Below are 21,173 nucleotides of genomic sequence, written 5' to 3' on the forward strand. Positions count from 1 at the left end.
GTCTTCAGCGTATAGCTCGTGTAGTACTTGAACGCCCCGAGGAAAGTCGGGAACCGGAACTTCTTGGAGTACGCGTAACCAAAGAGCTCCTTCACGAAATCGCGACCGTAGCGTTCGAGCACCTCGGGCTCGTAGTAGTTCTCCGCGACCAGGTAGTCCAGCTTCTCGTCGAGGTCGTGGAAGAAGACGGTGTTCTGGTTGACGTGCTGCAGAAAGTACTGGTTCGCGGCCTCCCGGTCCTTCTCGAACTGAATCTTCCCGTCGGCGTCGTACAGATTGAGCATCGCGTTGAGCGCGTGGTAATCCAGCTCGCCCGGATCGTGCCCCGCCGGACCCGGGTGGATACCCGACTGGCTGGCCGATGCGGTTTCTGAGGTAGTGGTCGACACGATAGACACTCCTGGTGGTGCGATCTGGATAGAGGATTGCAGTTGGCCCGGCGACTAGGTCGCCAGCAGCTGCTCGGTAGAACACGGGAGCGTCCGCTCGGTAGAACACGCGAACTCGGCCAAGCCGACGCGGACGCGCTCCACATCATCGGCGGTACCCCTGAGTTCGAATCGATAGAGGTAAGGCACCCGGCACTTCGCGGCGATGATCTCCCCTGCCATGCCGTACTCCTCGCCGAAGTTGGTGTTGCCAGCGGCGATCACCCCGCGGATCAGTGAGCGGTTATGCGGATCGTTGAGGAAGCGAATAACCTGTTTGGGCACGTAGCCCCCGCCCACCGCGGTCTCGCTCCGTCCTCCGCCGTAGGTCGGGGTGATCAACACATACGGCTCGTCGACAGTCAGGGACGACTCACGGTGGACCGGGATCCGTCGCGCCGGCACCAGATTCGGCCCGCTCGCCAACGCTCCCGGCGCCGGCACTCGCAACTTCTCCACAAATCGGTGCGTGTTCTCCGACACCGATGAGAAGTAGACGATCGACAGCGACACGACCCGCTCCGTACTCGATCAGGCGGTGGCGGCGGCGGCCACCAGGGCCTTGATGCGGTCGGGGCGAAAGCCCGACCAGTGCTCGTCCCCAGCAACGACGACGGGAGCCTGCAGGTAGCCGAGCGCCATCACGTAGTCGCGGGCCTCGGAGTCGTCGGCGATGTCGATGACTTCGTACTCCACACCGGCCTTGTCGAGCGCCTTGTAGGTCGCATTGCACTGCACGCAAGCCGGCTTGGTGTAGACGGTGATAGCCATCAGCAGCTCCGAATCTCATCGATGTCGTTTAGGTGTCCTGAACACTACACCTTGTGTCTGACATTGCCAGCCAACACTAGAAGTTGTGAATTACATTCATGAAACTCGCTGGTCGCGGCCTTTCCGGAGCGCCAGCCATCGGCGTGTCCCGGCCTGTTCGGCGTGTCGTCCGGGCGGCCCGCCCCACCGGCTACCCTCATCACGTGGACAGTGGCGAATTCGGCGGGCTTCCGCTGGTGGGTAACGACCTGCTGGCGCAGCGCGATGAACGCGCCGACGCAGCCCAGAACCGGGCCAAGCTGCTCGATGCGGCAGCCCGCCTGGTCGCCCTGCATGGCGCGGCCGCGGTCACGATGGACGAGGTGGCCCGGGCGGCCGGGGTGGGCAAGGGCACCGTCTTTCGGAGATTCGGCAGCCGCACCGGGCTGATGCGGGCACTGGTCGACCACGATGAACGAATCCTGCAGCAGGGGTTCCTCTTCGGCCCACCCCCATTGGGTCCGGGGGGACCGCCGCTCACCCGCCTACTCGCCTATGGCCGGGCTCGACTCGAGCACACCCTCGCCCACCGCGACATTCTCGCCGAGGCGATCGCCCCCGATGTGATCCAGCGCTTCACCATGCCGGTGATGATGACCTCGACCATCCACGTGCGCATGCTGCTCACCGAACTGGGCGTCGCGCGCCCAGAGGTCACCGCCCTGGCGATCGAGGCACCACTGCAGGCCGATGCCGCCCGCTTCCTCACCGAGGCCGAGGGACTCACCGGTGACGAAATCGTGCAGCAGTGGGAGCAGATGGTTATCTCATTGCTGGGAGCCGACGACTGACAGCACGGTGGACTACTGCTCGAATCCGCCGTGCGCGACGAGCGCCCGGGCACGAGACAAATCCGGGCCCGCGGGCAAAAGACCCAGGATCGGCCACGGCGCGAGCCCCGGCTCCCCCAGTCCGAGGGTGGTCGCCGTCACATCGTCGGCCACCGAATAGCGGATCCCGGTGTCGCCGACGATGAACCGCGAATGACGGCGCGGGCTCCGTGGGTCGATGCCGGTGACCCGTACGTCATAGGTGGTTCCCGGCGCGATGACGATCTCGTCGACGGCGGGCCCCGAACCGTCGGCGCCAACCGGAACGATCGGCCGCCCACCCGGAATCCGGTGACCGCCCAGGAGCACGACGGTGGCGGCCGGCGCGCCCGCCGGCCGATACCAGCGCTGGCAGATCACCGGGGCGTCGGCAACGGTGAGCAGCCGCGGAATGCGTGCCGGAAAGTGTGCGGTGGCAAGCGCGGCCACGATTGGCACCGCCGCCGCACGGGCGGGTGACACCGTCGGCACACTCGTCGACGACGGATCACCCGCCAGGCGCAGTATTTCCGCGGCAACCGCGGAGACCGGCTGTACGCCGTCGGCAAGGGCGACGTAGTGTTCGGCGCGGCCATCGAGCGCGCGCACCGCGAACACCGCCCCCACCGGCAAGCCCAGCGCTCCGGGCCGCCCGGCCGCGGGAATGACGGGGATCGCCAGCGGCGCAACCTCTTCGATGGCGTTGACCAGCCCCGCCGACAGTTGACGGGGCACGGCGCCCTCCAGCCGTAGCGCACGCCGAACAGGTGCGTCGCCGGCGTCGACGCGAGCCCGCACCGTGCGGGCCTCGCTGCCCGTACCGAGCCGGTACACCAAGTACTGCCGGCCGTCGACGACGGCGAAGAGCCCGCCGTGGTCACCCGCCCCGGACTCCGCCGCGCCGCCGTCATCCCCGATGATGACCGCCGTCCGGCCCGGCGCGTCGCCGTCGGCCGTGGCGACGTCGCACACCCGCCAGGTCGCCGACGATCCCCCACCCAGCGCGTTGGGTGCACCGATGATCCCCAGGGTCGGCCCCCTCGGCAGGTCGCGCAGGGCCGCGGCCGACACCTCCTTCGGTACCGCCGGGGTCTGCGCTATCAGCCGCGCCGACGCAAGATTGAGCACCGGGTGCGCGGTGTGGTCGACGACGACGTAGAGCCCACCGTCGGAGCGGTTCAGGACGATCGGCGCGTCCGCGACCGAGCCGACCGGCCGGATCAGCCCGTACACCCCGGCGCCCGCGGCGACCAGAATCGCCACGACGAGGCCGACCATGATCGACTGGCGTTGCAGCCGCATCGGATCATGCAGCATTCGTGCGTCCCGGCGCACCAGGGCGTGCTCGGCGCGCTGCAACAGGAAGCGATAGCCGCTCACCTGGGCGCGCGTCGTCAACTGTCTGACCATCGGTCCCCACCCTCCGACTGGCACCGGCGCGGCCCGATCCCCCCGGATCGGCCGCGTGACACACCGGCACCGACCACACCTTCGCATGCACCACCCAGTCGGTGGGGCCAATTGGACAGAACGCGCCGCCCCCGCCGGAATCGTGCGTTAGCGTCGCACCTGCGCGTGGCCGGGGGGCCTCATCGCGCACACGCACCGAATCGGGGGAATCGCTGTGCCCTTCTCATTTGTCGCCAATCGAGCCAACACCACTCGCACCAACACCGATCGAGTCGCCGCCGACCTGACTCCGCCGGGGTCCTTCGACATCCCCGGATGGGCGGACCCAAACCTGACCGGCGCCCAGCCGGTCGGCGTCCGCTGGGCCGGCGACACCACGGTCACCGCGGTGCAACTCGAACCGGCTCGACCCGTGGCCCGTCGCCACGGACCCACCGGGCCGATCGCGGTGATCGGTGAAGATTCGGTAGTGGATCTCACTGTGCTGCAAGGGTTTCGGCAGTCGTGTCCCCTACCGGCGATTGTCGACCTCGCGGTCACCGAGCACCGCTACTGCGGGGCCGGACCCGTGGCCGCCGCGTATCGGTCGACCTTGGGCGCATTGCCGATCGCCAGCACCAGGCGGGTCGTCGTCATCCTGCGCCTACCCGCATCGCACCCGCGGCCGCCGGACGGTGGCGATGCCGCGGTGGGGGTGCTGCGCACGGCGGCGACCCTGACCCGACGCCTCGCTGCGCTACTCGCCGCGCGCCGACTCCGCCCGACCATCCTGACCGCCGCTGGCATCGCCGAGTACACCGACCACGTCCTCGGCCCCCGCCTCCTGTCCGCCGACCGGTCGGGGTCCGGCGCCCGGCTGGGGTCCGGCGCCCGGCTGGTCGCCGAGGTGTCGCCCTCCCGGGTATCGGCCGGCCCCACCACGTGGCGGACCTTCGCGCTCCGCCCGGCGGCGACCGCGGCGACCCTGCGCACCGCCGCCGCCGATCACGCCGTGTCCACGACGACACTGTTGCGGCTATCGGGGCCGGCCGCCGCCCCGGTCCTCCACGGCCTGTTCGGGGTGACCGAAGTCCCCGATGCCGGGCGCACGCTGCGGTCGGCACCGGCCGCGATCGACCCACTCGAGGGCCGTCAAGGCACTGCATTGCGGGACCGACTCCCGGCCGGGGGGGTCGGGCTCACCCAGCTGCCGGGCCTGCCCGCCCACCCGAAAGCATTGCGCGACTGGCGTTTTCCCCTCGGTGACGACGGTGTGCTCGTCGGCGCCGATGCGGCCGGTCGCGCCGTGACCGTGCCGCTTGCGTCCGTCGGCCACCGGCCCACCGCGATCGACGGCGACGTCCAGCTCATCGGGCTGCTAATCCAGCGGTGCATCGCCGGCGGTGCCGCGATCAGCGTGCACACCGGCGCACCCCAGCGGTGGGCCCGCCTGCTCGACATCGTCGACGATCCGGGTGTTCTCGCGCTCGATGCCGTCCATCCCGGGGCACCGACCGCCCTCGTCGACATCGACCTCGTCGACGAGTCATCCGACGACGAGTCGCTGCGCGTTCAGCTGCGGGCAGCGGCGCGGACCGAGGTTCCTCCCGCAGCGGCCCCCTGGGCCCGCATCTGCGGGTCGCACACCGATCCGGCGCGGATCGACGTCCAGATCGGCACCGCACACTTCGAACTCGTCGGCGTCGCGTCCGACTCCGAGCGCACGCTGGTCGAGGTGCTCGCGCCCGGCTACCCCGGTACGCGGGCCCGGTAGAAGGTGGCCTTGGACGATGCGGCCGCGACGATCACGTCCGGGTCGGCATCGGCCAGCCACACCGCCTGCCCGGAATCAGCGGTGACCACCGTGCCGCCGCCGCGCACGTCGATGCGGCCGGCAGTCACCGCCAATATTTGCGGCCCCGGCATGTCGAAGGAGATGGTCGCCGGAAGGTGCATACCGGTGCCGTCCAGGTCGACTCGCGACAGCCGGAACTCGGGGGCCGGCGTGGTGTAGATTCGTTCGGCCCCCAGGACCGACTCAGTCGGCGACAATTGCGCGGGCGACACGGGAGTGAAGTCCAGAACGCGCAGCAATTCCGGAACGTCGATGTGCTTCGGTGTCAGCCCGCCGCGCAAGACGTTGTCGGAATTCGCCATGACCTCGACGGCCGTGCCCCGCAGATAGGCGTGCAGGTTCCCGGCGGCGAGGTACAGCGCCTCGCCGGGGTTCAGGTGGATGCGGTTGAGCAGCAGCGAGGCCAGGACCCCGGGGTCGCGCGGATACGCCTCGCCGAGTTCGAGCAGAGTGCGCAGTTCGGCGCCGAATTCCGACTCTCCGCCGGCGGCCACCGCCACCGCCGCATCGATGACGGCCGGCACCAGGCTGGCGAGAACGGCTTCGGGCAGGGTGATCCAGGTGGTGAATAGAGCACGCAACCCGTCACAGTCCGGTTGCCCGGCGATCATGCCCAGGTACGGATCCAGCGCGGGCAACGACAGTTCGCGCAGCAGGTCAACAGTGCGCGCCGGATCACGAAATCCGGCGAGCGCATCGAACGGCGTCATCGCGAGCACCACTTCGGGTTTGTGCCACCGGTCCCGGTAGTTCCGTTCGGGCGAGTCGATCCGGATGCCCGCCGCGTTCTCCCGCGTGAAGCCCTCGGCCGCCTGCTCGGCACTCGGATGTGCTTGCAGCGAGAGCGGCTCGTCGGCAGCGAGCACCTTCAGCAGGTAGGGCAATCGAACGCCGAACTCGTCGATCACCGCCGGCCCGAGTGCGGCTGGCGGATCGGCCTCGATCTCGGCCAGCAGACTGCGCGCCGGGTGATCGGCATCGGCCAGACACTGCGACTGCCCGGCCGGGTGAGCCCCGAACCACAGTTCCGCCTCGGGGTGCGCCGATGGTGTGCGCCGCCCGCGAATGGTGGCGATGGCCGTGCGTGACCCCCAGGCGTATGGGCGCACCAGTCCTTCCAGTAGGCGCACTGCTACCGCGCTCCCAACAGGTTGGCGTACACCGCTGCCATTTCCAGCCGGGCGGCGAGGACCAGGTACGAGACCAGACCGGCGGCGCCCTCGTCCCCGGGGGGCGGCCCGGCCGGTTCGTCCTGCCGATCGACCGGTCCATTGGGAGCCGATCCGACGAGCACCTCGGCACCGGGCAATGCCGCCACGCGACGACGGGCCAGCCACTGATGAGCGGGGGTGCTGACTACGAACAATTGGGCGCGCGGCGACAACGGACCGTCGATCTGCGGGTCGTGAAAGACCGTGTCCACCGGCGCGCCGCCACGATCGCGCAGCAGTCGCGTCAGCGCCGACGCCAGGTCTACGGCACTGCTGACCACCCCGCCGACGGCGAACAGCGTGCTCGCGGTGCGCGCGGCAAGCGCGTCACCGGCCGGGCTGTCGCCGCTGAACACCGGCGCCGCACCACCGAACTTCTCGGCCAGCGCCTTGGCCGGCGCGCCATAGGTGTCGTGCGACGGATGGTTACGCGCAGCCTCAGCGTCGAGCGCATCGGCGAGCAGGTCCAGATCGAGATCGCCGGCGACGTAGCGAACCTGCGCGAGTCCCTGGCACACGGCGATCAAAGCGGCGACGTGCCCGGCGAAGCGGAACTGTTCGGGCACGACCACCCGCGGCGACAGGTCGATGCCCCGCCCTGCCAGCGCGCTGGCCAGCGGACCCTCGATCGGCGCTACGACGACGACCTCGGCGTGGCGTCGCGTCGCACGCGACGCAGCATCGGCCAGTGCACGGTCACCGGCATCGTCGCCGACCAGGACGACCACGTCGAGTGGACCGATCCAGCCCGGCAACGCCGACGCCGCGACCAGCGGCACATCCAACCGCGCCGCGGCATGGGCGATGACGAATCGCGCGGACTGGGCCGCGGCGACCGATCCACCGGTCACGATGATCACGCTTCGCGGGCGCAGCGTGGCGAGGGGCTCGGCGACCCCCTCGCGAACGGTCTCGGCCGTGGCACGGACCTGCGCGCCGGCACGGGCGGCGAGATGAAGCAGTCCGTCGACGTCGGCGTCGAGCAGACTACTCGGGTCGTCGAGGTCCACCCCTGTGGTGCGCATGCCTCTAGGGTATCCATCCGCGTTCGGCGGCGGACCGGGGCGGCTCAGTCGACGTCGGGAAGGACCCGCAGGTGCCCGCGCCGACCCGGGCGCGGGCGCACCGACGAGGCGGATTCGCCCGCTGATCCGGGAACGGCCAGTGAGCCCGATCCGCGGCGGCGCGGTGGAAGATCGTCGAACGCGTCGAGCGGTTCGGATCCGACGGCCACTGATTCGCGGACCGCCTCGGCGAGCGCGGTGAGCTCTTGCTCTTCGCTGGGCACGCTGAACCCGCTCGAACTCCGCATAATCTCCCAGCCGCGCGGAACCGTGATCCGGTCGGCGTGCAGGGCGCACAAGTCCCACGAGTGGGGTTCGGCGGCGCGCGCCAGCGGACCGATCACAGCTGTCGACCCGCCGTAGTCGTAGGTCAGCGTCGCCACGGACGGGCGCGAACACGCCGGGCGCGAACACTGACGGTGATTGGTCACGGTGTCAGATTAGCCGCCCCGTGTGCGACCGGGCGCACGACACACCGAACCGGGGCGCGGGCGCCCGCTTCGCCCCCGACCTACACTCATCGGTGTGCGACCGGAATCCATGCGTGCCCGGCGGGCCCGGGACCGACGCTCTCGCGGCCTGCGTTCTCCGTTGCTGCCACAGTCGGTGCCGGCGTGGACGTCGCGCGCCGATGAATTCGACAACGTCGTGATCGACGCGCTCGCGGAGATCGACGCAAAGTGGCACGACCAATTGCGCGACCTCAATATCGCCGTCGACGACGTTCCGCGCATGCTCCCGATCGATCCCACCTCGGTGCAGTGGCCGGCGGAGGTGTCCGCCGATCGCGCGGTCCCGCTGGCACGACTCATTCCGGCGGCAGTCGACAACGCGGGCAACTGGACTCGTGCTCAAATCGTGATCTTCCGGCGCCCGCTGGAGATCCGCTCGAATGATCGCTACGATCTCGCTGATCTGGTGCGCGAGGTCCTCATCGAACAGATCGCGACCTATCTCGGCCTCGATGAAGAAACGGTCGAGAACGGACCGTTGTGATCTGCGGAACCGGGTTCCGGCCGTAGTCAGATGATGCCGCGTTTGAGACGGCGGCGCTCGCGCTCAGAAAGTCCGCCCCAGATCCCGAATCGCTCGTCCTTGTGCAGGGCGTACTCGAGGCATTCCGGCTTGACTTCACAGCCCGAGCAGATGCGCTTTGCCTCGCGGGTGGAGCCGCCCTTCTCGGGAAAGAATGCCTCCGGGTCGGTCTGGGCACACAGTGCCCGCTCCTGCCAAGTCTCTTCCAGTTCATCGAACAGCGCGTCGAAATCGTCCGGCACCACCGACAGGTGCATTCGAGCACCCGATCGAACGGTGCCGGCAGTGCTCGTCGGAATGCCGTATACAGACGAGTCGTCGCCCAGCGGGTTCTCAATTCCCATCTCTGCGTCTCCTTCTCGTTGTCGCCTCAGCGTTGTGGTCCGGCGGCCACACCACCGCTGGCCGCCGCGTGCCCGAATGTGCTTGTCGTCGCGTCCCGTTCGGCTCGGCGCCGCCCTCCGGTAGCCGATCCCAACCGTCGAATTCGAACATATGGTCGAAAGTGCTGTGCCTCAAGGCAATTCACGTCCGCTGATGCCATAATTCAAATCCGCAAATGACACTGATGTGATTAGACACTCGGACCATCGTCCAGGTCAAGCCGAACCACAAAAACGCGCCTATATCACTTTCGATTCGAGATCCACCGCCTCGACACGGGGTTAAGGGATTGGCATTGGTCACACCCGATTCGGTGCCCACTACAGTGGACCCTCGTGAAGGTCACTGTCCTCGTCGGCGGCGTCGGCGGCGCGCGCCTGCTACTCGGAGTGCGCGAGTTGCTCGGCCGCTCCCCGTTCCCCGATGCCACTTCCCCACCCCGCGACGAACCGCGGGATAACGATCCGCAGCATACCGTCAGCGCCGTCGTCAACGTCGGCGACGATGCCTGGATGCATGGCGTTCGGATCTGCCCCGATCTCGACACCTGCATGTATACGCTCGGCGGCGGCATCGACGAAGAACGCGCCTGGGGGCGGCGGAACGAGACGTGGCATGCGAAGGAAGAGCTCGCCGCCTACGGCGCCGACCCCGACTGGTTCGGCCTCGGCGACCGCGATCTGGCCACCCACCTGATCCGCACGCAGATGCTCGAGGCCGGCTACCGGTTGACCGATGTCACGGCGGCACTGTGTCGGCGGTGGAACCCGGGGGTGCGGCTGTTGCCCGTCACCGATGAACGGCACGAGACCCACGTGGTCGTCGACCCGCCCGACGGCGCGCAGCGCGCCATCCATTTCCAGGAGTGGTGGGTGCGCTACCGCGCCCAGATAGCGACAACCGGCTTCGCCCAGGTGGGAAGCAACAACGCGACGCTGACCGCGCAGGCCGCCCAAGCCGTGTCCGACGCCGACGTGATCCTGTTCGCACCCAGCAACCCGGTCGTCAGCATCGGGGCAATCCTGTCAGTCAATGGAATGCGTGCCGCACTGCGCACGGCACGGGCGCCGATCGTGGGAATCAGCCCCGTCATCGACAACAAGCCGCTACGCGGGATGGCCGACGAGTGCCTATCGGTAATCGGCGTGGCGACCACTGCCGAGGCGATCGCCGAGCACTACGGGGCACGCAGCAACGCCGGCCTTCTCGATGGGTGGCTCATCGCCGACGGTGACTCCGCGTCGATCGACGGCATCGCCGTCGGCACCGCGCCGCTGCTGATGAGCGACCCGCGGGCCACCGCGCGAATGGTCCGGGCCGCGTGCGCCCTGGTCGGTGTCGACACCCCTGCGCTCGCCGGACCGGCGTGATGGACCACCGCGCCCCCGGCCGGGTCGAGATCATTCCGATCACCGGGCTGCCGGAGTTTGGGCCCGAGATGGACGTTGCCGCGGCCATCCTCGACGCAGCCGAACTGCGCGATGGCGACGTCGTCGTCATCACCTCAAAGGTCTTCTCCAAGTCGGAGGGCCGGATGGTGCCCGCGCCCGCCGACCCGGCCGCGCGCGACGCCCTGCGCCGACGACTCGTCGACGAGGAGTCGGTGCGCATCGTGGCGCGCAAGAACCGCACCCTGATCACCGAGAACGCCTATGGCCTGATTCAGGCCGCCGCCGGCGTGGACGGATCAAACGTGGCCGCCGACGAACTGGCCCTGCTGCCGCGCGACCCGGACCGCAGTGCCGCAACGGCACGAGCCGCATTCGCCGCGGCCGGGTTCGACGTCGCAGTCATCATCACCGACACGATGGGCCGCGCGTGGCGCATCGGACAGACCGATGTGGCGATCGGGTCGGCCGGCCGGCCGGTCAGCCATAGTTACGAAGGCAGGCGCGACGCGCACGGCAACGAGCTGATCGTTACCGAGATCGCCGTGGCGGACGAGATCGCCGCCGCCGCCGACCTGGTAAAGGGCAAACTCGACGGGGTGGCCGCTGCCCTCGTGCGCGGGCTGGCCGGGGTCGACGACGGCAGTTGCGCCGCCGACCTGGTCCGGCCGGCGACGGAGGACCTGTTCCGGCTCGGTACCGATCTCGCCGTCGCGCAGGGGCGCCGGGAGGCCGTGCTGACCCGCCGGTCGGTGCGCGCATTCGACACCGAGCCGGTCGAGCCCACCCTGATGCGGGCCGCCCTGGCCGAGGCCCTCACCGCCCCCGCACCACACCACACCCACCCGGTACGGTTTGTCTGGTTGCGCGACCCGGCGCGCCGCGTCGCTCTCCTCGACGCCATGGCCCAGGCGTGGCGCACCGACCTGCGTGGGGACGACAAAACCGCCGAATCCATCGACAGCCGTGTCCGTCGCGGCCAAATCCTCTATGACGCACCGGAAGTCGTGATCCCGTTCCTGGTTCCCGACGGCGCCCACACCTACCCCGACGAGCGCCGCAACGCCGCCGAGCACACCATGTTCACCGTCGCATCCGGCGCGGCGGTCGGGCTGCTGCTGGTAGCGCTGTCGGCGCGGGACATCGGCAGCTGCTGGATCGGTTCGACGATTTTCGCGGCCGGCGTCGTACGCGCACAACTGGGCCTCGCCGAGCACTGGGAGCCGCTGGGCGCCATCGCCATCGGCTATCTGCCCGACCGCCCCGACGACGGTTCGAACACACCGCCCCGAACCCCGCCGGAGCCGGCCGGGCTGGTGGTGGAGCTGTGAGCGTGCATGCCACGACCCGGGCGGCATTGATCGCGTGGGCCCTCGACGATCCCGAGCAGGACGGGCTGCGCCACACCTACCTCGCGTTCCTCGACTCGGCCGCCGACGGGTGCTTGCGCGCCCACGCGCCCGGGCACATCACCGCCTCGGCGCTCGTCGTCGACGCCGCCGTTTCGCATGTGCTGCTCACCCTGCATCCCCGGGTCGGCAAATGGGTGCAGCTGGGCGGCCACTGTGAGCCCGACGATCCGTCTATCGAGGCGGCCGCGCTGCGCGAGGCCGTCGAGGAGTCCGGTATCGACGCACTGCAGCTGGTACCCGGGCCGGTCCACCTGCACACGCACCCGATCACCTGTTCACTCGGGGTGCCCACCCGCCACCTCGACGTCCGTTTCGCCGCAGTGGCACCACCGACACCGGATGGTTCGTTGCCCACCATCGTGTGCAGCGACGAGTCGTTGGACTTGCGGTGGTGGCCGCTGGACCGGCTACCCAACAGTGAATTGGCGGCCCTCGTCGACGTCGCCATCCGCCGGATTCGCGCAATCGCTGCGCCGTCGTGGCAAACGTCGCCGTAACCCGTTTCGATCCGGCAGTCGGTCGCCAGCCCTGTCGCCGTCTCAGCCGACGACGACACCCTTGCCGATCGTGACGACGCCGCCTTCGCTCACCGAGTAGCGCTCCCGGTCGCGCGTGAGGTCGACGCCGAGTTGCGCCTCCGCCGAGACGACCACGTTCTTATCGAGAATCGCATTGCGAACCACGGCACCAGAATTGATTCGTGCACCCGGCATCACCACACAGTTCTGCACGACGGCGCCGGCCTCGATCACCACGTCGGTGGAGATCACCGATCCACTGACCGCCGTCGCCTTGACGATGGAGCCGGCGCCGACCACTGAGTTCTGCACCGAACCACCGCCGATGAACTTCGCCGGCGGCAGGTTGGACGTCTCACCCCGGATCGGCCACCGGCGGTTGTACAGGGTGAACACCGGGTTCGGGGACACCAGGTCCATGTGGGCGTCGAAGAAGGCGTCAATCGTCCCGACGTCTCGCCAATAGCCGCGGTCGCGGTCGGTCGCCCCGGGCACGTCGTTGTCGCGGAAGTCGTAGACGGCCGCATCGCCCCGCTCGACGAACGCCGGGATGATATTGCCGCCCATATCGTGCTGGGAGTCCTCGTCGGCGGAATCGCGCCGCAACGCCTCGATGAGCGCCTCGGTCGTGAACACGTAGTTGCCCATCGACGCCAGGGTCACCGCCGGGTCGTCGGCGACGGCGGGCGGATCGGCGGGCTTCTCCACAAACCGGGTGATCTGCCCCGATTCGTCGGCGTCGATGCAGCCCAGCGACGATGCCTCGCCACGCGGTACCCGGATCGCCGCGACGGTGGCCCCGGCGCCGGACTCGATGTGAGCCGCCACCATCTGCGCCGGGTCCATGCGATATACGTGATCGGCACCGAACACGACCAGGTAGTCGGGGTCCTCATCGTAAACGAGGTTCAGCGACTGCAAGATCGCATCGGCGCTGCCGGTAAACCAGCGCTTGCCCAATCGCTGCTGCGCGGGCACCGAGGTGATGTATTCGCCGTGAAAGCCGCTCGACCACCAGGTCTGGGCGATGTGCCGGTCGAGCGAATGCGACTTGTACTGCGTCAGCACGCAGATCCGTTCGCAGCCGCCGTTGACCAGGTTGGACAGCACGAAGTCGATCAGGCGGTACGTCCCGCCGAACGGAACCGCGGGCTTCGCACGATCCGCGGTGAGGGGGAACAGGCGCTTGCCCTCGCCGCCGGCGAGCACGATTCCCAGGATGTGTGGCGCTGCTCTCACCTCTTAAACCTAACGCAGGCGGCCGCCAGCCGCTTAGGAGAGCGCGACAGTGATGTCCACCGCCAGCGTCACCGCGCAGGTGGCGTCGGCGTCACACAGCTTCTCGGCGCGATCGCGCAACCGGGCGGCGTCGGTGTGAAACGCACTCGGCCCCATGGCCACCACATTCACAAGGTCGTCGCGACCCCACTCGTCGCGGCGCTGCACGCTGCTGGTGGATATCGTGGAGAACCCCACCTCCCCCAGTTCGGCCGCTAGTCGTTCGCGCTTGCCCGGCGCCACGCCCAGCATCCCCATCGGCTCGATCAGTTCGCGCAGATGGTCGGCCTGCGGAGTCACCGCGACAAGCAGTCCGCCGGGTAGCAGGATACGTCGCGCCTCCTCGAAGCCACGCGGTGCGAACACCGCCAGGACAACATCGGCGCAGCCATCGGCCAGCGGCCACGGCTGCCACAGATCGGCCACCACCGCACCCGCGCGCGGATGACTCGTCGCCGTGGCCCGGGCCGCGTACTTCGACAGGTCCAGACCGATCCCGCGGGCATCGGGATAGACGTCCAGACAGGTCGCCAGGTAGTCGCCGGTGCCGCAGCCGGCGTCGACGATCAGTGGCGCGGCACTGCCTCGCAGCACCTGCGCGACGGCCTCGGCGACGGCGGTCCGCAGCGCCCGGTATGGCGCGGTCGCAAGCGCGGCACGGCGCGCGGCGATCATCTCGGCGGTATCGGATGAACGGCCGGTCGACCGTCCGCTGAGCAGGGAGACATAGCCCTGCCGCGCGATATCGAAACGGTGCCCGGCCGCACAACCGAGAATGGGCGCCTGCGGCCCGATTCGGCCCAGCGACGCCGCACACACCGGACAGTGCAACGCACTCATCACCTGGTCGAGTGCGGCGCCCGGACCCACGAGCTTCTGGGGTGGCGTCAGCCGGCCACTCCGCGCAACTCTTCGCCGAGCGCGGCCGCCTCATCGGGCGTCAACTCGACCACGAGGCGTCCGCCACCTTCGATCGGGATGCGCACTACGATCCCCCGGCCCTCCTTGGCTGCTTCCATCGGGCCATCTCCGGTACGTGGCTTCATCGCCGCCATCGTGCAACTCCCTCCAAGTTTTCGATCCGCTTCATCATACCTGGTCACCGGCGGTGACTGCACAGGCCCTCAGCCGTCCGACCTGGGCGCCGGACCGCTCTCCCCCGAGTCGGACCGCTCGCGCAGTGCGGCGGCAACCGACCGCAATTCGTCGATCTCACGAGCCAGCTTTTCCAGCGTCCAATCGACTTCGGACTGCTTGTATCCGCGGAAGACGAGGGCGAAGCGCACCCCGCGGACATCGTCCCCGGCGATCCCGGCGCGCGGCAACTCGGTGACGGTCAGGTCGTCGCCCGCGGCGGTGAGATCCTCGCCCCGGCCGAAGACGAACCACACCACGACGAACAGCAGTCCGGCCACCAGCATCAGGCCGGCCGCATAGCTCACGATCATCCACACAGTCGATCAGTCCTCCCGTCGAATCGAGGCCATCGGCGGCCGGTCGGCGAGCACGACCTCGGTGACCTGGGTGGCGAACGACCCGTCTGTGGCCGCCGCGAATTGCACCAGCGGCGCCAACGAGTCATCGATTCCACAGCGCCGCAGAAGTGTCCCGACGATCTGGCGACTCATCACCCCCAACTCGGTGAGTGGTCGGTGCCGGTGCATCCGCACCCCCAGGTTGACCTGCCCGATGGCCGCCGGGCCGCGCGTCTCGTGGGTGTCGATGAGTAACCCGACTTCGACGCCGTACCCGGGTGCGAACGGGAGCGACGACAACAATGCCCGGGTCCCGGCGTACTCGCCGCCCAGCGGTTGGACGACGTGCGACAGCTCTGGCCGCAGCGCCGCGAGGAGGGGCCGCGCAACCAGTTCGGTGACGCGCCCGCCACCATCCTCCAGGTGCTGTGCCGCGGTGCGCCACGGCCGCCGGTAGTAGCCCTTCACCAGCTCAACTCCGGCGCAGGTCAGGATCGGTCCGACGAGCTTCGGCACGAACATGGGATCGGGCGAGACCAGGTCGGCATCGATGAAGACGATGATGTCGGCGGTGGTGGCGGCGATCGACCGCCAGAGCACCTCGCCCTTGCCGTCGACCGGCGGCACCTGGGGCAGTGCCTGCTCGCGGCTGACCACGCGGGCCCCGGCCGCCTGCGCCACCCCGGCGGTGTCGTCGGTGGACCCGGAATCGAGAACGACCAGATCGTCGACCAGACCGCCGACCAGCGGCATGATCGATTCGATGACGCCGGCGACGGTGTCGGCCTCGTTGAGCGCGGGCAGCACCACCGCAACGGTGCGCCCACCCTTGGCCGCGACCAACTCCGCGACGGTCCAGGCCGGCCGGTCCCAGGTGGCGATGGGCCGACCCGGCACGGCGGCGGGCAGCGCCCCGGTCACGCCAGACCCCGGATCGTGCGCACCGGCGCTCGCCGACCGGTGATCGCGGCGACCATCTCCACGACTCGCCTGGTTGCCGCCACCTCGTGGGCACGGAAGATCGCTGCGCCGTGCTCGGCGGCCAGCGCGGTGGCGGCCAGCGTGCCGTCGAGCCGATCGCCGAGGTCCACGCCCAGCGTTTCGCCGATGAAGTCCTTGTTGCTCAACGCCATCAGCACCGGATGGCCGGTCGCGACGAGCCGGTCGAGATGGCGCAGCAAGGCCAGACCATGGTGGGTATTCTTTCCGAAGTCATGCGTCGGGTCGATAATGATCCCGTCGGCGCGGACGCCGTGCACGGCGGCCCGCGCTGCCGCCGACGACAACTCCTCGACGACGGCGTCGACGACCGCGTCTGGGTCGTCGCCGTAGCGGACCCGATGCGGCCGGGTGCGCGGGGCCGCGCCACCGGTGTGCGAGCACACCAGTCCCGCGCCGCGGCGCGCCGCAACCGCCATCAGTTCCGGGTCGGCTCCGGCCCAGGTGTCGTTGATGAGGTCGGCGCCCGCCTCGCACGCCTCGTCGGCGACTGCGGCGCGCCACGTGTCGATGCTGATCACGATGTCGGGGAATTCCGCGCGCACCCACGCGGTGAACGGCACGACCCGGTCGGCCTCGGCACCGGCATCGACGAGTTCACCCGGCCCCGCCTTCACCCCGCCGATGTCGATGATGTCGGCGCCTTCAGCGACCACCTGCTCGACCCGGCGGCGGGCGGCGTCGTCGGCGAAACTGGCGCCTCGATCGTAGAAGGAGTCCGGGGTGCGGTTGACAATCGCCATGACCAGCGCCCGATCATGCGCGACCGGCCGCCCGCACAGCGTCGTCGGGGTCGTTGTCACCGCACCCACGCTACCGGGTGCGCTGCCACGCGCCGCTCAGCCGCGGGGGGCTTGTGCTGCGGCGACGTCGGCCACATAGCCGTCGTAGGCCGCGACGAACCCCTCGGCGCGCCCACGCAGCACATACAGCGGGTCATTCCCGATCTCGGTGAAGGCCTCGTCGCGCAGGTCGACCTTGCGGTTCTTGAAAGTCGACGTGGCCTCGACCGCGCCGACGATGCGCACGAACAGCGGCACCGCGTAGGGCGGCAGCGTCTCGTAGAGACGCTCCGCCAGGGCCTGCCCGTCGAACTGTCGGCCGTCCGCCAGGGTGACGGCCGCCATCCCGGCCTTTCCGTCGCAGCCGGACACCGCGACACCGTAGACGACCGACTGTTCGACGCTCGGATCGGCGTCGAGGGCACCCTCAACCTCGGTGGTGGCCACATTCTCGCCCTTCCAGCGGAAGGTGTCGCCGAGCCGGTCGACGAACGCGATGTGGCCCCACCCCACTTCGCGGACCAAGTCACCGGAGTTGAACCAGGCGTCGCCGTTCTTGAAGCCGTCGCGGATGATCTTCTTCTCGGTCGCCGAGGGGTCAGTGTAGCCATCCAGGGGCACCCGGTCGCTGATCTCGGCGATCAGCAGTCCCGGCTCCCCTTTGCGCTTCGCCCGCAGCCGCCCGGCGGCATCGCGCTTCGGCTCGCCGGTCTCCTGGTCGTAGTCCACGACCTTGAACGGCAGCGGACAGAAGCCCGCCGTCTTCGAGACCGTGAACGCGTTCACGAATGCGAGGTTCAGCTCGCTCGCGCCGTAGAACTCGACGATGCGCTTGATGCCGAATCGCGACGAGAATTCATCCCAGATCTCCGGGCGCATGCCGTTGCCGACGGCCAAGCGGACGCCATGGCTGCGGTCGGTCGGCTTGGGCGGCTGGGCGAGCAGGTAGCGACACAATTCGCCGATGTAGCAGAAGGCCGTCGCACGGTTCAGGACGATGTCGTCCCAGAAGCGCGACGCCGAGAACTGCTTGGCGATCGCCACCGACGCGCCCGCGGCGAGCACAGCGCCGAGCGATACCGACAAGGCGTTGTTGTGGTAGAGCGGCAGCGGAATGTACATCGTGTCCGAGCTGCGCAGTCGCACGGCCATGCCACCGATGCCCGACATGTTGGCCAGCCACCGGTTGTGGCTCATCACACTCGCCTTGGGCAGGCCGGTGGTGCCGGAGGTGAAGATGTAGAAGGCATTGGTCGACGCCGGCAACGTCTCGGTGACCGCCGGGTTGGTCGCCGGCCGGGTCGCACAGGCGGCGTCGAAGGCGGCGTAGTCGTAAGTGTGCGGGGGCAGCAGTTCGGGGGAGATCGACTCGAAGGTCTCGGTGACCTCGGGATCGTAGACGAGGGCTTTCGCCCCGAGGAGCTTCACCGAGTGATCGGCGATCGCACCGTGCTGGTTGTAGTTCAACATCCCGGCGATCGCACCGATCTTGACCGTCGCCAGCGTCAGATACAGCAGTGTCGGCGAATTCTTGCCGAGGATGCCCACGACATCGCCGACTCCGACCCCGTCGGCGGCAAGCTGGTTCGCGTAGCGATTGACGATGGCATTCGCCTGGCCGTAGGTGGTGGTGGCGCCCTCGAAGCGGACGAACGGCCGCTCCGGATGTTTGCCGGCGTGGTGCGCGAACACACTCCCGATGGTCCTGCGGGCATCGGCCGGCCGGTGGATCAGTCCCGGCGCGTGCCGCAGCATCAGCGGTGCTGACGGAACCATGTCCGCCACCCCCTTGGCCAGATCGAAGAGCCTGACCTTCTTGAACGCAGCACTGTTCGCCATTGCCGCCCCTCCCTCGTCGATAGTTACCGGAAGATCCTACTGTTGGGTAACGAGTGTCACAGCATCGGCCACCGATCCGGTCACCTGGAGCCGGTCCATGGCCGCCGCGGCGACGAACCCGTCGTCGCGCAGACTGTCGAACCAGCGCAACAGCGGCTGGTAGAAGCCATCCGCGTCGAGCAAGACCACCGGCTTGTCATGCTCGCCGAGGAACCCGCCGGTCCATGTCTCGAACAGCTCCTCAAGTGTCCCGATTCCGCCGGGCAGGGTGATGAAGCCATCGGCCCGCGCCTCCATCAGGCGTTTGCGCTCGCGCATGGTATCGGTGATGACAAGCTCATCGCTGTCGGTGTCGGCGGCCTCGCGGGCGACGAGGTGGCCGGGGATGATTCCCACCGTCGTGCCGCCGGCGGCGCGGGCGGCCGTGGCCAGCGAGCCCATCATCGACACGTTGCCGCCGCCGCTGACCACCGTGTGTCCGGCCGCGGCGAGTGCCGACCCCAGTTCTGCCGCGAGGTCAAGGAATCGGCGGGGCACCGGCCCGGACGCGCAATAGACACAGATCGCCGCCACTACGGGTCGGCCCGCGCTGCTCGTGACGCCTCGAGTACGGCGACCACCTGATCCGGGGTGTCGACGACGCTGATCAGGCCGACATCGGTGGCGGCGATCATGCCTTCGCCGACCAGCCTGGTGCTGATCCACTCCACCAGCCCGCCCCAGAAGTCGGTGCCGACCAGCACGATCGGAAACTGGGTCACTTTGTGCGTCTGCACCAGGGTCAGGGCCTCGAACAACTCGTCCAGCGTGCCGAATCCGCCGGGCAGACAGACGAAGGCCTGCGCATACTTGACGAACATGGTCTTTCGGACGAAGAAGTAGCGGAAGTTGATGCCGATGTCGATGAATGGGTTGAGCGACTGCTCGAACGGCAGCTCGATGCCGAGCCCGATGGAGCGCGCACCGGCTTGCCGGGCACCGCGGTTGACCGATTCCATGCTGCCCGGACCGCCACCGGTGACAACCGCGTAGCCGGCCGCCCCGATAGCACGGCCCAGCGCGACGCCGAGTTCGTACGCATCACTGCCCAGCGGCGTCCGGGCGGACCCGAATACGGTCACTGCGTCCTCGACGTGTAGGAGCGCATCGAACCCGGACACGAACTCCGATTGAATCCGCAGGACGCGCCAGGAATCGTCGATCTTGAGCTGGCTCAATTCCGCCGTGGTGCGGGGCGGTCGCCGGTTCAGCAGCCGGCGATCCGAGGTGAGCGCCAGATCGGCCGGGTCCGCACAGACCCAGGTGGGGCCGATGTATCTGCCCGCTGCCACTTCCCCACCTGAATCCCGGCCGGTCACAACGATTCCCCCGCATCCGATGCTCCGGACAGGTACCCACGCAACACCCGGTGCACCGCGTGGATCTGTTCGACGGGAACATGCTCGTCGCGACGGTGGGCGAGGCTGGGATCGCCGGGTCCGAAGTTGACCGCCGGAGTCCCGCGCGCCGCGAACCGGGACACGTCGGTCCAGCCGTACTTGGCCCGGAACTTGTGGTCGGCGGCGGCGACGAGTTCGGCCGCCGCCGGATGCGACAGACCCGGTAGTGCGCCGCCCGCCGAATCCGTGAGTTCGACGTCGAACTCCGTACTGCCCGGCGCACCGTCGATCACCTCGCGCACATGGGCCAGCGCCTGCGCGGTGCTGCGGTCGGGAGCAAAGCGGAAGTTGATGTCGACGCTCGCCCGATCGGGCACGACATTTCCGGCGACACCACCGGTCACCGCGACGGCCTGCAGCCCTTCGCGGTATTCGCACCCGTCGATGTCGACACGACGCGGCACGTACCCATCGAGGGTGCCGAGCAGGCCGGCGAGCCGATGAATCGCATTGTCCCCCATCCAGGACCGCGCAGTGTGTGCGCGCGCGCCGTGGACGCTCACCCGGACGCGCAGCGTCCCCTGGCAGCCCGCTTCGATGAGTCCGCCGGTGGGCTCCCCCAAGATCGCGACGTCGGCGTCCAGCCAGTCCGGCAACTCCGCCTCGATCACGCCGAGCCCGTTGTACTCCGCCGCGATCTCCTCACAGTCGTAGAAGACCAGGGTCACGTCGTGCCGCAGGTCGGTCAGCGTGGCGGCGAGATGCAGGAACACCGCATCGCCCGATTTCATGTCCACGCTGCCGCAGCCGTGGATGACGCCCGCACCGGAGTCCCACCGGTGCGGCACGTTGCCGGCGATCGGCACCGTATCGAGGTGACCGGCCAGCAGCACGCGCCGATCGCGCCCCAGCGCGGTGCGGGCGAGTACCCGGTTGCCGTGCCGCCGGACCTCGAATCCGGCGGTCTGCTCGCGCAGTGCCGCCTCCACCGCGTCGGCGATCGCCGACTCGTCGTGCGACTCGCTGGGAATGTCGATGAGCGCTGCGGTGAGCACCGCGGGATCGGCGCGAAGGTCCAGAACCATGGTGCTCACCGTACCGGGGCCGGCAGGCTCCGG

General features: G+C 69.0%; 23 protein-coding genes and 1 pseudogene. 6 read left to right on the forward strand and 18 right to left on the reverse strand.

Annotated features, from left to right (window positions below):
* The 3 genes and pseudogenes from B4M62_RS05600 to nrdH form a co-directional block, all read right to left on the reverse strand.
* A pseudogene (locus tag B4M62_RS05600) lies at positions 1-389 on the reverse strand (ribonucleotide-diphosphate reductase subunit alpha); the annotation flags it as partial.
* Between the two features lie 54 nt (positions 390-443).
* On the reverse strand, positions 444-941 hold the full coding sequence (gene nrdI / locus B4M62_RS05605) for a class Ib ribonucleoside-diphosphate reductase assembly flavoprotein NrdI (RefSeq protein ID WP_290705995.1): 498 nt from the start codon (positions 939-941) through the stop codon (positions 444-446).
* Positions 942-959: 18 nt separating this feature from the next.
* Complete coding sequence (gene nrdH, locus B4M62_RS05610) at positions 960-1,199, reverse strand: glutaredoxin-like protein NrdH (RefSeq protein ID WP_290705996.1); 240 nt, start codon at positions 1,197-1,199, stop codon at positions 960-962.
* A gap of 203 nt (positions 1,200-1,402) precedes the next feature.
* Here nrdH and B4M62_RS05615 point away from each other — a divergent pair, with 203 nt between their 5' ends.
* The gene (locus B4M62_RS05615; protein WP_414651791.1) at positions 1,403-2,029 is read left to right on the forward strand and encodes a TetR/AcrR family transcriptional regulator; all 627 of its coding nucleotides are present in this window, start codon (positions 1,403-1,405) and stop codon (positions 2,027-2,029) included.
* Positions 2,030-2,041: 12 nt separating this feature from the next.
* On the opposite strand, the gene eccB is transcribed toward B4M62_RS05615, so the two are convergent.
* Positions 2,042-3,457, reverse strand: coding sequence for a type VII secretion protein EccB (gene eccB / locus B4M62_RS05620; protein WP_290705997.1), 1,416 nt, complete (start codon positions 3,455-3,457; stop codon positions 2,042-2,044).
* A gap of 214 nt (positions 3,458-3,671) precedes the next feature.
* Between eccB and B4M62_RS05625 the strand changes: the two genes are divergently transcribed.
* Positions 3,672-5,210, forward strand: a complete 1,539-nt coding sequence (locus tag B4M62_RS05625; protein ID WP_290705998.1) for a hypothetical protein — start codon at positions 3,672-3,674, stop codon at positions 5,208-5,210.
* Here the strand turns inward: B4M62_RS05625 and manA are convergent.
* The 3 genes from manA to B4M62_RS05640 are packed head-to-tail and all read right to left on the reverse strand — an operon-like array spanning position 5,186 to position 7,997.
* Positions 5,186-6,421, reverse strand: coding sequence for a mannose-6-phosphate isomerase, class I (gene manA / locus B4M62_RS05630; protein ID WP_290705999.1), 1,236 nt, complete (start codon positions 6,419-6,421; stop codon positions 5,186-5,188). The two genes, B4M62_RS05625 and manA, sit on opposite strands and share 25 nt — an antisense overlap.
* Positions 6,422-6,423: 2 nt before the next feature.
* A complete protein-coding gene (locus B4M62_RS05635; RefSeq protein WP_290706000.1) occupies positions 6,424-7,527 on the reverse strand; it encodes a hypothetical protein in 1,104 nt (367 codons plus the stop codon).
* Between the two features lie 44 nt (positions 7,528-7,571).
* Positions 7,572-7,997 (reverse strand): DUF3499 domain-containing protein, encoded by a 426-nt coding sequence (locus tag B4M62_RS05640; protein WP_290706001.1) that lies wholly within the window; start codon positions 7,995-7,997, stop codon positions 7,572-7,574.
* A 109-nt stretch (positions 7,998-8,106) separates the two neighbouring features.
* On the opposite strand from B4M62_RS05640, the gene B4M62_RS05645 reads away from it, so the two are divergent.
* Positions 8,107-8,562 carry a metallopeptidase family protein gene (locus B4M62_RS05645; RefSeq protein ID WP_290706045.1) on the forward strand — a complete coding sequence of 152 codons (456 nt, stop codon included), beginning with the start codon at positions 8,107-8,109 and terminating at the stop codon, positions 8,560-8,562.
* Positions 8,563-8,588: 26 nt separating this feature from the next.
* Here the strand turns inward: B4M62_RS05645 and B4M62_RS05650 are convergent, their stop codons facing one another.
* Positions 8,589-8,858, reverse strand: coding sequence for a WhiB family transcriptional regulator (locus B4M62_RS05650; RefSeq protein WP_290706046.1), 270 nt, complete (start codon positions 8,856-8,858; stop codon positions 8,589-8,591).
* A gap of 462 nt (positions 8,859-9,320) precedes the next feature.
* Between B4M62_RS05650 and cofD the strand changes: the two genes are divergently transcribed.
* Genes cofD through B4M62_RS05665 form a run of 3 tightly spaced genes read left to right on the forward strand, consistent with a single transcriptional unit; the run spans position 9,321 to position 12,282 of the window.
* Positions 9,321-10,355: a 2-phospho-L-lactate transferase gene (gene cofD / locus B4M62_RS05655; protein ID WP_290706002.1), complete on the forward strand. Its 1,035-nt coding sequence runs from the start codon at positions 9,321-9,323 to the stop codon at positions 10,353-10,355.
* Positions 10,355-11,704, forward strand: a complete 1,350-nt coding sequence (locus tag B4M62_RS05660) for a coenzyme F420-0:L-glutamate ligase (RefSeq protein ID WP_290706047.1) — start codon at positions 10,355-10,357, stop codon at positions 11,702-11,704. The genes cofD and B4M62_RS05660 overlap by 1 nt, the downstream gene beginning before the upstream one ends.
* Entirely contained in the window at positions 11,701-12,282 is a 582-nt protein-coding gene (locus B4M62_RS05665; RefSeq protein WP_290706003.1) for an NUDIX hydrolase, read from the forward strand. Before B4M62_RS05660 ends, B4M62_RS05665 begins: the two co-directional genes overlap by 4 nt.
* A 42-nt stretch (positions 12,283-12,324) precedes the next feature.
* Here the strand turns inward: B4M62_RS05665 and glgC are convergent, their stop codons facing one another.
* The 10 genes from glgC to dapE form a co-directional block, all read right to left on the reverse strand.
* A complete protein-coding gene (gene glgC / locus B4M62_RS05670) occupies positions 12,325-13,542 on the reverse strand; it encodes a glucose-1-phosphate adenylyltransferase (RefSeq protein ID WP_290706004.1) in 1,218 nt (405 codons plus the stop codon).
* A 33-nt stretch (positions 13,543-13,575) separates the two neighbouring features.
* Positions 13,576-14,451: a methyltransferase domain-containing protein gene (locus tag B4M62_RS05675; protein ID WP_290706005.1), complete on the reverse strand. Its 876-nt coding sequence runs from the start codon at positions 14,449-14,451 to the stop codon at positions 13,576-13,578.
* Between the two features lie 17 nt (positions 14,452-14,468).
* Entirely contained in the window at positions 14,469-14,636 is a 168-nt protein-coding gene (locus tag B4M62_RS05680) for a DUF3117 domain-containing protein (RefSeq protein WP_290706006.1), read from the reverse strand.
* A 69-nt stretch (positions 14,637-14,705) separates the two neighbouring features.
* Complete coding sequence (locus tag B4M62_RS05685) at positions 14,706-15,029, reverse strand: DivIVA domain-containing protein (protein ID WP_290706007.1); 324 nt, start codon at positions 15,027-15,029, stop codon at positions 14,706-14,708.
* Positions 15,030-15,041: 12 nt separating this feature from the next.
* A complete protein-coding gene (locus tag B4M62_RS05690; RefSeq protein ID WP_290706008.1) occupies positions 15,042-15,977 on the reverse strand; it encodes a glucosyl-3-phosphoglycerate synthase in 936 nt (311 codons plus the stop codon).
* Positions 15,974-16,798 carry a dihydropteroate synthase gene (folP, locus tag B4M62_RS05695; protein WP_414651794.1) on the reverse strand — a complete coding sequence of 275 codons (825 nt, stop codon included), beginning with the start codon at positions 16,796-16,798 and terminating at the stop codon, positions 15,974-15,976. Before folP ends, B4M62_RS05690 begins: the two co-directional genes overlap by 4 nt.
* 96 nt (positions 16,799-16,894) lie before the next feature.
* Positions 16,895-18,676, reverse strand: a complete 1,782-nt coding sequence (locus B4M62_RS05700; RefSeq protein ID WP_290706010.1) for a long-chain-acyl-CoA synthetase — start codon at positions 18,674-18,676, stop codon at positions 16,895-16,897.
* A 36-nt stretch (positions 18,677-18,712) separates the two neighbouring features.
* Complete coding sequence (locus B4M62_RS05705) at positions 18,713-19,249, reverse strand: TIGR00730 family Rossman fold protein (RefSeq protein WP_290706011.1); 537 nt, start codon at positions 19,247-19,249, stop codon at positions 18,713-18,715.
* Entirely contained in the window at positions 19,249-20,007 is a 759-nt protein-coding gene (locus B4M62_RS05710; RefSeq protein WP_414651792.1) for a TIGR00730 family Rossman fold protein, read from the reverse strand. The genes B4M62_RS05705 and B4M62_RS05710 overlap by 1 nt, the downstream gene beginning before the upstream one ends.
* A gap of 23 nt (positions 20,008-20,030) precedes the next feature.
* On the reverse strand, positions 20,031-21,140 hold the full coding sequence (dapE, locus tag B4M62_RS05715; RefSeq protein WP_290706012.1) for a succinyl-diaminopimelate desuccinylase: 1,110 nt from the start codon (positions 21,138-21,140) through the stop codon (positions 20,031-20,033).
* Between the last annotated feature and the right edge of the window lie 33 nt (positions 21,141-21,173).

The organism is Gordonia sp. UBA5067, from assembly GCF_002414845.1.
GTDB classification, from domain to species: domain Bacteria; phylum Actinomycetota; class Actinomycetes; order Mycobacteriales; family Mycobacteriaceae; genus Gordonia; species Gordonia defluvii.

Excerpts from the sequence above, each read along its gene's own strand:
- B4M62_RS05650 (WP_290706046.1), bottom strand. The coding sequence starts at position 8,858 with ATGCACCTGTCGGTGGTGCCGGACGATTTCGACGCGCTGTTCGATGAA.
- B4M62_RS05685 (WP_290706007.1), bottom strand. The coding sequence starts at position 15,029 with ATGATCGTGAGCTATGCGGCCGGCCTGATGCTGGTGGCCGGACTGCTG.
- eccB (WP_290705997.1), bottom strand. The coding sequence starts at position 3,457 with ATGGTCAGACAGTTGACGACGCGCGCCCAGGTGAGCGGCTATCGCTTC.
- folP (WP_414651794.1), bottom strand. The coding sequence starts at position 16,798 with ATGGCGATTGTCAACCGCACCCCGGACTCCTTCTACGATCGAGGCGCC.
- B4M62_RS05645 (WP_290706045.1), top strand. The coding sequence starts at position 8,107 with ATGCGTGCCCGGCGGGCCCGGGACCGACGCTCTCGCGGCCTGCGTTCT.
- B4M62_RS05680 (WP_290706006.1), bottom strand. The coding sequence starts at position 14,636 with ATGGCGGCGATGAAGCCACGTACCGGAGATGGCCCGATGGAAGCAGCC.
- B4M62_RS05660 (WP_290706047.1), top strand. The coding sequence starts at position 10,355 with ATGGACCACCGCGCCCCCGGCCGGGTCGAGATCATTCCGATCACCGGG.
- dapE (WP_290706012.1), bottom strand. The coding sequence starts at position 21,140 with ATGGTTCTGGACCTTCGCGCCGATCCCGCGGTGCTCACCGCAGCGCTC.
- B4M62_RS05700 (WP_290706010.1), bottom strand. The coding sequence starts at position 18,676 with ATGGCGAACAGTGCTGCGTTCAAGAAGGTCAGGCTCTTCGATCTGGCC.
- B4M62_RS05635 (WP_290706000.1), bottom strand. The coding sequence starts at position 7,527 with ATGCGCACCACAGGGGTGGACCTCGACGACCCGAGTAGTCTGCTCGAC.
- nrdH (WP_290705996.1), bottom strand. The coding sequence starts at position 1,199 with ATGGCTATCACCGTCTACACCAAGCCGGCTTGCGTGCAGTGCAATGCG.